The sequence below is a fragment of the Escherichia sp. XD33 genome, from assembly GCF_019375075.1.
GTDB classification, from domain to species: domain Bacteria; phylum Pseudomonadota; class Gammaproteobacteria; order Enterobacterales; family Enterobacteriaceae; genus Enterobacter; species Enterobacter flexneri_A.
On the sequence record NZ_JAENDM010000007.1, the window covers coordinates 1 to 13075 of the forward strand.

Annotated in this window: 11 protein-coding genes and 1 pseudogene; 5 read left to right on the forward strand and 7 right to left on the reverse strand. The window is 46.5% G+C overall.

The genetic code is table 11. The features are described from left to right. A pseudogene (locus K0778_RS06210) lies at nt 1-309 on the forward strand (IS1-like element IS1X2 family transposase); the annotation flags it as partial. Between the two features lie 48 nt (nt 310-357). Here the strand turns inward: K0778_RS06210 and dcuR are convergent. Next, the gene (gene dcuR, locus K0778_RS06215) at nt 358-1077 is read right to left on the reverse strand and encodes a two-component system response regulator DcuR (RefSeq protein WP_000611288.1); all 720 of its coding nucleotides are present in this window, start codon (nt 1075-1077) and stop codon (nt 358-360) included. Continuing rightward, complete coding sequence (locus tag K0778_RS06220; protein WP_001216477.1) at nt 1074-2705, reverse strand: sensor histidine kinase; 1632 nt, start codon at nt 2703-2705, stop codon at nt 1074-1076. Before K0778_RS06220 ends, dcuR begins: the two co-directional genes overlap by 4 nt. Nucleotides 2706-2885: 180 nt before the next feature. Between K0778_RS06220 and yjdI the strand changes: the two genes are divergently transcribed. From yjdI to ghoT, 4 genes are all read left to right on the forward strand, one after another. Beyond that, a complete protein-coding gene (yjdI, locus tag K0778_RS06225; protein WP_063084813.1) occupies nt 2886-3116 on the forward strand; it encodes a 4Fe-4S mono-cluster protein YjdI in 231 nt (76 codons plus the stop codon). An 11-nt stretch (nt 3117-3127) separates the two neighbouring features. Continuing rightward, the gene (locus K0778_RS06230; RefSeq protein ID WP_000405651.1) at nt 3128-3400 is read left to right on the forward strand and encodes a GNAT family N-acetyltransferase; all 273 of its coding nucleotides are present in this window, start codon (nt 3128-3130) and stop codon (nt 3398-3400) included. Between the two features lie 226 nt (nt 3401-3626). Further along, nucleotides 3627-3923 carry a type V toxin-antitoxin system endoribonuclease antitoxin GhoS gene (gene ghoS, locus K0778_RS06235; protein ID WP_000398619.1) on the forward strand — a complete coding sequence of 99 codons (297 nt, stop codon included), beginning with the start codon at nt 3627-3629 and terminating at the stop codon, nt 3921-3923. A 27-nt stretch (nt 3924-3950) separates the two neighbouring features. Next, nucleotides 3951-4124: a type V toxin-antitoxin system toxin GhoT gene (gene ghoT / locus K0778_RS06240; protein WP_001173343.1), complete on the forward strand. Its 174-nt coding sequence runs from the start codon at nt 3951-3953 to the stop codon at nt 4122-4124. Nucleotides 4125-4242: 118 nt separating this feature from the next. Here ghoT and lysS read toward each other — a convergent pair whose 3' ends face one another. From lysS to cadC, 5 genes are all read right to left on the reverse strand, one after another. After that, nucleotides 4243-5760, reverse strand: a complete 1518-nt coding sequence (gene lysS / locus K0778_RS06245) for a lysine--tRNA ligase (RefSeq protein ID WP_063084812.1) — start codon at nt 5758-5760, stop codon at nt 4243-4245. 236 nt (nt 5761-5996) lie between these two features. Next, nucleotides 5997-7454: a dipeptide/tripeptide permease DtpC gene (dtpC, locus tag K0778_RS06250; protein ID WP_000856841.1), complete on the reverse strand. Its 1458-nt coding sequence runs from the start codon at nt 7452-7454 to the stop codon at nt 5997-5999. Nucleotides 7455-7512: 58 nt separating this feature from the next. Continuing rightward, the gene (gene cadA, locus K0778_RS06255; protein WP_001295383.1) at nt 7513-9660 is read right to left on the reverse strand and encodes a lysine decarboxylase CadA; all 2148 of its coding nucleotides are present in this window, start codon (nt 9658-9660) and stop codon (nt 7513-7515) included. A gap of 79 nt (nt 9661-9739) precedes the next feature. Further along, nucleotides 9740-11074 (reverse strand): cadaverine/lysine antiporter, encoded by a 1335-nt coding sequence (cadB, locus tag K0778_RS06260; RefSeq protein WP_000092909.1) that lies wholly within the window; start codon nt 11072-11074, stop codon nt 9740-9742. A 365-nt stretch (nt 11075-11439) separates the two neighbouring features. Further along, nucleotides 11440-12978: a lysine decarboxylation/transport transcriptional activator CadC gene (gene cadC, locus K0778_RS06265; protein ID WP_063084811.1), complete on the reverse strand. Its 1539-nt coding sequence runs from the start codon at nt 12976-12978 to the stop codon at nt 11440-11442. Nucleotides 12979-13075 lie beyond the last annotated feature (97 nt).

Here is a 13075-nt window from a genome sequence, read left to right on the forward strand (position 1 = left end):
ATACGGAGGACGGTTGTGGCGCACGTCTTCGGTGAACGCACTCTGGCCACACTGGAGCGTCTTCTGAGCCTGCTGTCGGCCTTTGAGGTCGTGGTATGGATGACGGATGGCTGGCCGCTGTATGAATCACGCCTGAAGGGAAAGCTGCACGTTATCAGCAAGCGTTACACTCAGCGCATTGAGCGACATAATCTGAATCTGAGACAACATCTGGCAAGGCTGGGACGGAAGTCACTGTCGTTCTCAAAATCGGTGGAGCTGCATGACAAGGTCATCGGGCATTATCTGAACATAAAACACTATCAGTAAGTTGGAGTCATTACCAATAATTATTACTTACAGATAACCAGCGATCCGTTATTGGCAATATTGTTTCAGTAGTGAGTAGTGTTCTGCCTGAATACGGTAACGGTAAACCGGACGCCCCGTGACGCCATAATGGATACTGGTGAACAAGATGTGGCAGTTGACCAGCCAGATGAGGTATTTACGGCAGGAAACACGCGAGATGTTAACCTCGTTAGCCAGCTCGTCGGTTGAAAACTCATAGTCCTGATGCGCGTCAATCCACTGGCACAGCGTGCGTAACGTCTGCGGCGTTAAGCCTTTTGGCAAGCGACGAGGATCCTGCTCGTTGGAGCTGCTGCCGTGGATTAGCTGATCAAGCTCGGCCTGGTCATAATACTGATGTTTTTCCAGCGCCATTTTCTTTTGCCGCCAGCCGGTGAGCGCCTCTTCAAAGCGGGAAGCCTGGAAGGGTTTGATCAGGTAATCCACGACACCGTAATGCAGCGAATCTTTAATGGTTGCCGCATCGGCTGCGGAGGAGATGACAATCACATCACTTTTGCAACGCGCGTTATGCAGGACAGGCAGTAAATCGAGCCCGTTCTCTTTTTGCATATAGATATCGAGCAATATCAGGTCGATAGGCGTATCGCTATTGAAGATAATCTCTTTGGCTTTCTCCAGCGTCGAGGCTGTTCCACAGCATTGAAAGCCTGGGATTTGTGCTACGTATCGGCGATTCAGCTCCGCGACCATTGCGTCGTCATCGATAATTAATACATTGATCATCTGTTCGACCTCTCCCCGTCCCAGGGTATCTGGACAAAAAATTGTGTGAAAATCCCGGGTTCCGATTCCACGGCGATGCTGCCGCCGAGATTTTCTACCTGTTGTTTGACAAGTGCTAAACCGACGCCTCGCTCGCTTCCTTTTGTCGAGACACCTTTGTCAAAAATGTGATCGATTTTATCGGGTGCGATCCCCGGTCCATCATCATTAACTTCACAGTGCAGCCAGCCGTGACGGTAGTGCAATGTTACGCTAATTTCGCCTCCGGGTTCCGGCCCTAATGCCTCCAGCGCGTTTTCTATCAGATTTCCCAACGTGGTAATCAGCGTCGCGACCTGGTCCTCACTGCCGCTGTCTGGCAGCTGGCTTTCACTGTTTAAAATCAGCGTATGGCCTAAATCGGTCGCGCGGTTAATCTTGCTGATTAAAAAACCAGCGATAACCGGAGATTTGATCTTACCCAGCAGAGAGCCAATCTCTTCCTGATAGTTATTGGCTGTTTTGAGAATGTAATCTTCCAACTGCTTATAACTCTTCAGATGCAATAATCCGAGAATCACATGCAATTTATTCATAAATTCGTGGGATCGTTCACGAAGTGCGTCAGCATAGTTGACCAGACCGTCGAGTCGCTGCATCAGTTTACGTACTTCAGTTTTGTCCCTGAAGGTTGAAATGGCACCGATGATAACGCCATTACTGCGCACCGGAACGGTGTTGATCAGTAATAGCCGGTCTTTAATCGTAATCTCTTCGTCGCGGCGCGGGGTACCGTCGCGTAACACTTCCGAGACATCTACCACCTGTGACCATGAGTGGCTTAGCGTCGACAGTTTCTCATCGTCCTGCGACTTACGGTAATTCAGCAATTCTTGTGCGGCATCGTTGATCAGCGTGACCTCGCCGCGATCGTCCACGGCAACGACGCCTTCTTTGATAGACTGCAACATGGCCTGGCGTTGCTCAAACAGCGTGGAGATTTCGTAGGGTTCCAGGCCGAAAAGGATTTTTTTCAGTACCTTAACCAGAATGCAGGTGCCAATCAGTCCGACCAGCATGCCAAATAATACCGACCAGATAATGCTCCAGCGACTGTCATTGATCTGTTGGGTCACACGGCTTAACTCAAGGCCGATCGCCACCACGCCAATTTGTTTATGATTTTCATCGTAGATGGGGGTAAATACGCGTAAAGCCTGCGCCAGAAAACCGCGATTGATAGCGACATTTTCTTCGCCATTCAGCGCTTTAAGGATGTCATCACCTTTAAATGGCTGACCAATACGCTGGGCTTCAGGATGCGAGTAGCGAAGACTTTGCATATCGGTAACGACAATAAACAGCAGATCGTTGCGTTTGCGTACGGCTTCCGCGATGGCCTGGATGCCACTCTCCTGCGGTTTTTTCTGCAAGCCCTGACGGATTTCCGGCGAGTCGGCGAGGGTACGCGCCACTGCCAGTGCCTTGTTGGCTAGCCCATCTCGCGTCATATCACTGATTTGCGAGAAGTAAATCAGATGCACCACCAATAGCACCGAGAACAGTACCGCACTGACCATTAAGATCACTGTGGTACTCAATTTCATCGGACGTTTGCGTAACATGCGGTAGGGCAATGAATGTCTCATCAGCTTCCTTGTGTGACAAATTTCTTAAGCATTATCTCTGATGAGGCGGGTAATTCAAAGGGAGTAAGAATGATTGGCTATATAGGGGAAGAGACTCTGGCAACGGAAACTGCCAGTGCTGTATGAAGATTCCGGGGCTATGCTTATAGCGATAATCATACTGATGAGAGAGGGAAGGTCATGGGTCAGGCGCTACTGGACGGGGGTTATCGCTGTTATACCGGCGAAAAGATCGATGTCTATTTCAACACTGCGATATGTCAGCATTCTGGCAATTGCGTACGTGGCAACGGCAAGTTATTTAATCTCAAACGAAAGCCGTGGATCATGCCGGATGAAGTCGACGTCGCCACTGTGGTTAAAGTGATTGATACGTGCCCGAGCGGCGCGCTGAAATACCGTCATAAATAAGCGAGGGTAAAATGGAAATACGCGAAGGCCACAATAAATTTTACATTAATGACAAACAAGGCAAGCAAATCGCTGAAATTGTCTTTGTGCCGACCGGAGAGAATTTAGCGATTATCGAACATACCGATGTCGATGAAAGCCTGAAAGGGCAAGGGATTGGTAAACAGCTGGTTGCGAAAGTCGTGGAAAAAATGCGTCGGGAAAAACGAAAAATTATCCCATTATGCCCATTTGCGAAACATGAATTTGATAAAACGCGGGAGTATGATGATATTCGCAGTTGATGGGAGAGTACAGAGTCACGATATTTTTCATTCTCTCCGCGATGTGATGCAGGAGAGCATCTGAAGGGTAGGGGGATGCACAAAGAATGGGCAGAGAGCGCGTTTTTTTGTCCCAAGTCATCCCCTTTACTGAGCAAAAAAAAGAATATCTCCTATATGAGAATCATCAATCGGGGTTAATAAGTTTTGCGTCCCCAGAGCGTTTAATATTGATAGGAGTCATATTATGGAAGGTAAAAACAAGTTCAATACTTATGTTGTTTCTTTTGATTATCCATCATCTTATTCCTCAGTGTTCTTAAGATTAAGATCATTGATGTATGATATGAATTTCTCCTCTATCGTGGCTGATGAATATGGGATACCACGACAATTGAATGAAAACTCCTTCGCAATAACGACATCGTTAGCCGCAAGTGAAATCGAAGATTTAATCAGGCTCAAATGCTTAGACTTACCGGATATTGATTTTGACCTCAACATTATGACAGTTGATGACTATTTCCGTCAGTTTTACAAGTAGCCAGGAAGGATAAGAAGAACATAAAAAATGGCACTATTCTCTAAAATATTAATTTTTTATGTGATTGGTGTGAACATATCCTTTGTCATTATCTGGTTTATCTCACATGAGAAAACACATATTCGTTTACTTAGTGCATTCCTGGTCGGAATAACCTGGCCAATGAGTCTGCCTGTGGCATTACTTTTTTCTCTCTTTTAGGAGCTGTAGTTGAGTGGACCCGCTGGTTATCGTGAAACGAAGCGTCTCTCCTCAAAACTGGATTTGCGGAACGATGAACGAAGCAGTCGCCTGACTGCTTCGTTCATTAAAGTGAAATTTATTTCTGTGGGCGCATCGCCGGGAAGAGAATAACGTCGCGAATAGTATGGCTGTTAGTAAACAGCATAATCATTCGGTCGATACCAATACCCAGACCAGCGGTTGGCGGCAGACCATATTCCAGCGCAGTCACGTAATCTTCGTCATAGAACATGGCTTCGTCGTCACCTGCAGCTTTAGCATTAACCTGTTCCTGGAAACGTTCAGCCTGATCTTCTGCGTCGTTTAATTCGCTAAAACCATTACCGATTTCACGACCACCGATGAAGAATTCAAAACGGTCGGTGATTTCCGGGTTAACATCATTACGGCGTGCCAGCGGGGACACTTCTGCCGGATATTCCGTAATAAAGGTTGGCTGAATCAGATGTGCTTCTGCCACTTCATCAAAGATCTCTGTGACAATACGTCCCAACCCCCAGCTTTTCTCTACCGTAATACCGATAGATTCAGCTAATGCTTTAGCAGCATCAAAATTATCCAGGTCGGCCATATCGGTTTCTGAACGATATTTTTTGATTGCTTCGCGCATGGTGAGTTTTTCAAACGGTTTGCCGAAATCAAACACATGCTCGCCATAAGTGACTTTAGTGGTACCCAGAACCTCTTGTGCCAGGGTGCGGAACAGTGACTCTGTCAGTTCAATCAAATCGTGGTAATCCGCATACGCCATGTAGAGTTCCATCATTGTGAACTCAGGATTATGGCGAACAGAAATACCTTCATTACGGAAGTTACGGTTGATTTCGAATACCCGTTCAAAACCGCCTACAACCAGACGTTTCAGATACAGCTCCGGCGCGATACGCAGATACATATCTAAATCCAGAGCATTATGATGGGTAATAAACGGGCGAGCAGATGCCCCACCTGGAATTACCTGCATCATCGGGGTTTCTACTTCCATAAAGCCGCGCGCGACCATGAATTGACGGATAGCGGCCAGAATTTTTGAACGGACAACAAACGTTTGACGGGATTTATCGTTAGCGATGAGGTCCAGATAACGTTGACGATAACGGACTTCCTGATCCTGCAGACCATGGAATTTATCTGGTAAAGGACGTAGTGCTTTAGTCAGCAGGCGCAGCTCAGTACAGTGAATGGAAAGCTCACCCGTTTGCGTCTTAAACAGCGTACCGCGGGCACCGATAATGTCACCCAGATCCCATTTTTTAAACTGATCGTTATAAACACCTTCTGGCAGGCTATCTCGTGCAACGTACAGTTGAATACGGCCACCGACATCCTGCAACGTTACAAAGGAGGCTTTCCCCATGATACGACGGGTCATCATTCGGCCAGCAACCGAGACTTCAATGTTTAAGGATTCCAGTTCCTGGTTATCCTTCGCATCAAACTCTTCGTGCAACTGGTCAGAGGTATGGTCGCGGCGAAAATCATTGGGAAACGCCACACCTTGCTGACGTAGTGCCGCCAGTTTTTCGCGGCGATTTCTCAGTTCATCGTTAAAATCAATAGCCTCATTGGCTCCCCGTGTTTCTTGTTCAGACATTTTGGTTCCTCTAAATCCAGCTTTCAATTTAGCGTAGATAAAGAGACAGATCGGTACACTGTATTATCTGCCTCGACTATTAATAACTCAGTTTATCTTATCGAAACTAACGCTTACCTCAAGTTGATATCACTAATAAATAACCATCAAAATGGTTTAAATGACTTATTAATCTCGATTTACTAGTGTGATAAACTGAAAGTTAATTTATTCATAACCAATTGTTTTTACGACAGTTAATCGTTACTCTCCTGTATCATATTCGTCGGCGTGCTAAACAGAAAACGGGTAGCAAAGGCCAATACGACGATGATCGCGACACAAGCCAACGTCCACTCTCCCATCTGAGAAAAGAATCGCTGGTAAGCTGCAATTGCCATACCGCTAATTTGCGACTCTGTCGTCTGCTGTGCCACTACGCCTGCCAGCCAGTTGGCGACCGCGCCTGTTGCCAGCATATAAATCCCGGTTAATACGCCAGACATTTTCAGACGCGTGATTTGCGCAATCGCCACCGGGTCAATAAAGAGTTCGGCAAAGCCCATTAGCGCCAACCCGGATATCATCACGCCCATTGACGCTTGACCGTCAGCCGCTGCATGTCGGGCATCAAATGCCAACAACATAAAGCCACAAGCCATCAGCAGTAAGCCAAAGGCAAACTTCAGCCAGACGCGCAATGTTGAGTTGCCGCGGCTTTCTGGCGACGCCAGCCAGGCCAGTACAACCCCAGCGAGCATCACCGCAATTGCATTCACCGACTGGAATAGTGCTGTAGGTACTTCAATATTGAATGCCTGACGATTCACAAAGCGATCGATAAACAAGCTGATGGTACTGCCGCCCTGTTGTGCCAGTACCCAGAACAATGTCCCGACAAACATCAACAATACAATTTGCCAAAGAGCACGGCGGTGTTCGGGGAATTTGACCATCATGCGGGCAATGATTTGTGCGGCAATGAGGCAAACGATCGCCAGCAAATATCCGGACCAGTCGTTCTCCAGCAGCAGGGTAAAAAATACTGGGGCTAAACAGAGCATCACCACTAACCAGCTCCATACCGGTAAGGCAAATTTCACGCTAGTGAGCGCTTTTTTATCCATACTACGCGTGGACTGGAAATGACGATGCCCGCTTAAGAAAATCAACAAACCGATAAACATGCCGCCACCCGCAAGGGCAAAGCCAACATGCCATCCATACCACTGAGCAGCCAGGCCGCAGGCGATTGGGGCGGCGATAGAACCGATATTGCCCGCAGCATACAGCAGCGAAAAACCGCCATCACGTCGATGATCGTTCTCGTCGTAGAGCTCGCCAAGCAAACAGCTGATGTTTGATTTGAATAAACCGTAGCCACAAATAATGATTGCCAGCGCCAGATACAGGCTAAAGGTTGAATTTGTATCAATACCCAGCACCACATGGCCAAGGGTCATTAACAGCGCGCCGGCAATCACTGCAGTGCGGTTGCCGAGCAGGCGGTCGGCAAGCCAGCCGCCGAGAATAGGGGTAACGTAAACCAGAGAAGCATATGCGCTGAACAGGCTGATGGCATGGTTATCATCAAAACCAAGCTGATGGGTGAGATAGAGAATGAGTAAGGCACGCATGCCGTAAAAACTGAAGTACTCCCAGATTTGGATCGCCACGATATAGTATATCGCGCGCGGCTGTGAGGGTGTTTTCATGTGTTCTCCTTATGAGCAAAAAAGGGAAGTGGCAAGCCACTTCCCTTGTACGAGCTAATTATTTTTTGCTTTCTTCTTTCAATACCTTAACGGTATAGCGGCCATCAGCCTGACGGTATGCACCGTGAATATCGGTTTCAAAGCCCGGATAGTGAGCGCCGATTTCACACAGCATCTGCAGGAACTCCAGAACCGGACGGCTTTCTTCGGTGATCATTTCACCCGGCATTACCAGAGGAACTCCCGGCGGATACGGAAGGATCATATTGGCGTTAATACGACCTACCATTTCGTCGAGGTAAACTTCTTCGGTCATACCGTGCAGCTCTTTCTGGAACGCAGCATACGGAGTCATTACCATCGTCGGCAGCACTTCAAATGCGCGATACATCAGATCCGGCAGATTGTGGTGAACAATCAGTTTGTGGATATTTTGAGCCAGTTCCTGAATACGCATGTTTTCATAGAATTCAGGATCTTCACGATACAGAGACGGCAGCATGTTTTTCACACGCAGGTTCAGGTCGAACGCACGTTTGAAGTCAGTCAGAGCACGCAGCAGGCTCAGTGCTTTGGTCTTATCGATACCGATGCTGAACAGGAACAGCAGGTTATACGGACCGGTTTTCTCAACAACGATGCCATGTTCGTCGAGGTATTTCGCCACGATGCTGGCCGGAATACCAAAGTCGCTCATGGTGCCGTCTTTTTCCATCCCCGGAGTCAGCAGGGTGACTTTGATCGGGTCAAGATACATGTGCTCGTTATCGATGTTTTTGAAGCCGTGCCAGGTGCTGTCAGAACGCAGCGGCCAGCATTCAGTCGTATCGATATGATCCGGCTGCCAAACATCAAAGAACCAGCCATCAGATTCCGTTCTCAGACGTTTGATCTCTTTACGGAATTTGATCGCACGTTCAATGGAACCGTTGATCAGACGCTTACCAGCATTACCCTTCATCATCGCCGCAGCGGTTTCAGTGGACGCCACGATACCGTAGTGCGGAGAAGTGGTGGTGTGCATCATGTAGGCTTCGTTAAAGGTTTCTTCGTTTACGTCACCTTTAACGTGGATCATGGAAGCCTGAGAGAACGCCGCCAGCAGTTTGTGAGTGGACTGGGTTTCGTAAATCACTTTCCCTTCTACACGGCCACCGCTCATACCGCATTTACCTTCGTAAATCGGTGAGAAGTTGGTGTAAGGCACCCACGCGGAGTCAAAGTGGATGGATTTCACATCCAGTGTTTTCTTGATGAAGTCGGTGTTGTACAGCAGACCATCATAGGTAGAGTTGGTAATTACAGCATGTACCGGCCAGGTTGCGTTTGGTGTTTCTTTCACGCGCTTAGCAATGGTAGCGTGCTGGAATTCACTCTGTGGGATACCACCAAGAATACCGTAAGCGTTACGGGTCGGGCGGAAATAGATTGGCGTAACATCGCTCATCATCATCAGGTGGGTCAGCGATTTGTGGCAGTTACGGTCAATCAGAATGGTGCTGCCTGCCGGAGCAGAGTACATACCAACAATTTTGTTCGCAGTGGAAGTACCGTTGGTCACCATGTAGCTGCGGTCTGCGTTAAAGACGCGAGCGATATACTGTTCTGCTTCTTTGTGTGGACCACTGTGATCCAGCAGAGAACCCAGTTCAGATACTGAAATGGAAATATCAGATTTCATGGTATTCGGACCAAAGAAATCATAGAACAGGCTACCTACCGGGCTTTTCTGGAATGCAGTACCGCCCATGTGACCAGGAGTACAGAAAGTATATTTACCTTCACGAACATATTTAAACAGTGCTTTAGTCAGCGGAGGCAGAATAGTGTTGATATATTCGTCAGTGGTCTGCTTGATCTTATTAGCAATATCTTCAGCAGCACCCAGCGCATATTCAAAGAAGCTAATCTGTAAACGCAGGTCATTCAGGCTTACATCGAGAGTGGAATACGTATTAGCGAACGCGTACAACGGCAGGTTCTCGTTCATTTTGCTAATTTCTTCGCACAGCTCGAGATTATATTTATCCCAGTCAAAAATAACGCCGCACAGACGCGCATTGTTTTCGATCAGTTTTAATAAGTCGTCACGGTCGTTCGGGTAAACAATCTGGAAGTTCAGACGTTCAAGCGCGCGATGAAGTTCACGGATGGGTTCTTCTTTAAAATAAACCCCCATGTGATTCAATATTGCAATAACGTTCATAGTCATATCTCCAGGTAAAAAAGGCCCCTCCCAACACATGGGACAAAATGAAAGGAGGAGCCTCGGAAAATACTTTTAATTAATGTGCGTTAGACGCGGTGTGGTTATCCATTGAGTGGCTCTGGCGCTCGTGCATTTTGCGAGCGTAGAACATCAGGATAATCAGGCTGACGATGAAGGTACCTGCCAGCTCGAAGGAGCTTGCGCCCATCAGCGCGATGAAGCAGAACACGCAACCCAGTACAGAGCAGATCAGGCTGACAAAGTTGCGGATGTTAACGCCTTCAAAACGAATCAGGTCAACGCAAGAGTAGAAGTACGGCAGCATAGTCAGCAGTACTGCGATACCGGTCAGTTCACCGAACAGGTCAGATGCTTTACCACCGGCAGAGTTCATCAGAGTGATGAGGATCATCAGGGCAGTCATTTTCACTGCAGCCAGCAGCAGACCTTTTTTCGGAATACCGTTGCTGTCGACTTCACCATAAACTTTCGGGAAGTTACCGTCGTTAGCGGCACGTACACCTGCCTGGCCTACCAACATCATCCAGGAGCCCAGAGAAGTCAGGCACGCAAAGGCGGTGAATGCAGAAACCAGCGGCGCAGCCCAGTTACCGAGGATGGTTGAAGCACTGATTGCAAACGGAGCACCGGAAGCTGCCATTACAGAAGATGGATACATACCGGAAAGCACCTGAGTCGCAGCGATGTAAACAATACCTGCTAAACCAGTACCCAGCATGGTTGCCAGCGGAACGGTACGTTTCGGGTTTTTAACCATACCAGTACTTACTGCTGCGGATTCAACACCCACGAAGGCCCACAGGCAGAGCAGAATACTTTTAATGATCGCATGACCATCAGTGGTATCCGCAGTATTCCAGTTAGCTGCATAAGTTGCCGCATCAAACCAATGCCAGCCAACAATAGCAGTCATCACCACAGGAATAAGAACCAGCACCAGACCAATAGTGGTTAAACGGCTTACCCAGGTACCGCCGAGCATATTTACAAAGGTAAATACCCAGACGATAGCAATACAGGCGATACCCGCCGGAACAGGATCATTTAATACTGGGAAGAAGGTGGAAAGATAAGATACAGCGGTAATACCAATCGCCAGGTTACCAATCCAGTTAGCATGGTAATAAAGAACACCTGTCTGAAAACCAAATGCAGGGGAAATTTCTCCGGCATAAGCAATTGGGCCACCTTGTTGCGGGTTTTTTGTTGCCAGTCGGGCATATACATACGCCAGCGACATTGCACCAATAATAGAGATAATCCAACCCCAGATAGCAATACCACCGATACTTGCTAGGTTCGCAGGTAATAATGCAATACCGCTCCCCATCATATTACCGGCAACAACACCGGTACAGGCAAATAGCCCGATCTTCTTGGCAGAACTCATGCTCTTCTCCTAATTTCATTTTTGAATTTGGAGTCCGGGTCATGATGTATAACTATTTCCTGACCAGACCAAACTGGCGCTAAGAATACTCACGAAAAAAGGATTAATCCTAAAGATTAGGTGAAATAACACAAAAGTTTCTGTAAGTGAGAACTTGAGGTTTTTTATTAACACATCAGGATCGCAAGTTGATATCATGAAAAGATAAACATTCAATGTTTACAATAAATTGCGGGGCATTCTCTGGTTAAATTTATGTAATAAAAATTATGCGGCAAATAAATTACCGCAACATATTATACCAACAGTAACATACAAAAACTCAACAACAAATATTGCCGAGCATAAATCAACCCGGGAGTTACTTATTCTGAAGCGAGAAATTTGTCGAGATAAGGTACAACATAAGGAACAGAAGTCTGGAATATACCATTTTCAATCCAGTAAAGGGTGTTTGCCCCTGGGCGTAAATTAAAGGCGGTGAGATATGCATCAGCCGCTTCCCGGTTCATCCCCTTCATTTCATAAACCTTGCCAAGCAATACATAATTTAGCCAGGACATTTCAAGATCAATGCCAGTATTTATCGCCTGGTAAGACTCATCTGTTTTACCTTTTACCAGAGCACTGACCGCTTTTATTTGATATATAATGGACAGGTTATTCAATTCCGGTAGTGTAACAATGTTATCTATTTCTGTGTTCAGTGCTGCTAATTGTTTTTCATCTAAAGGATGTTGAGAATGGCGCACGATATCAACTAATGCTTTTTCTGCTCTCGCGTAGGTAAATTCTGGGGATGATTGAACAATCTCACCTAATAATTCACTGGCACGGTTCAATGATTTATCATCGCCATGCAGTAAATAATCATGTGCCTGATAAAAATTAGTTAATAACGCACCACGATGAGGCAAAATTTGCTGGAGCGTCTCCTGCATTCGTTGTGGCCACGGTTGGTTTAACGCTTTTGATAAACTCTCCAGTAAATCATTTTGAATCGCCAGCTGATTACCGTTAGTGATGACATAACGTTTATCCAGCATGGTTGAACCATCTGCATTGTCTACCAATTTTATCGACATAAAGCATTGTTGAGCACGGTATTGGCGCTGATTAACAAACGCAATAGATAATGTTTTACCGGAACTGCTCGGTTCATCAATGTTGTAGTTGATTTTGTCATGCACCATAAAGGTGGAGAAGGTGTTAAGTGATGTCGCCACCAAATCACCCACGCCTATCGCGTAAGAGAGCTGATACGGGGAACTCCAGCTGTTACAACTTTTATTTACCATATTAATGTCAATATCGCGTGGATTGAGCAAAATACGCGATTTGCTCATCGGAAGACGTGTATCAAGACTTGAAAACGCGACCAGTGCTACACAGATACCTAACGACAACAGGAAAAAAAACCATACCCAAAAGGTAGTGAATCGTTTGCTTTTAACTGGGGATTGTTCAGGTGGCGTTGCGGTGTTTTGAATGTTAAGACTGTGGGAGGGAGAATCTGTGGCAGGAACCGCCTCTGGCATAGGGGGAGGCGAAGATAGCATTATTTCCTCTCCCTCTTCTTCGCTGTACCAGATAACCGGCACCATTAATTTATAGCCGCGCTTTGGTACAGTAGCGATATAGACAGGACTATCTTCATCATTATCTTTTAATGACTTACGTAGTTCTGAGATACTCTGCGTCACAACGTGATTGGTGACAATACTTCTCTTCCAGACATTATCGATAAGTTCATCCCTGCTAAGTACTTCGCCACTGTGTTGAGCAAAGAAAACCAGAAGATCGATTAATCTCGGCTCAAGGGTAAGTTGACGCCCATTGCGGCTAATTTGGTTTATGGACGGAGTAACAAGCCATTCGCCAACGCGAACTACAGGTTGTTGCATAATAGAAACTCATTCGAAAAGGGAATGATGCAATGATAATTGCCACAACCTATTTTTACCATCTATAGATGGGTTTATTTACATATTATTGGTGAAT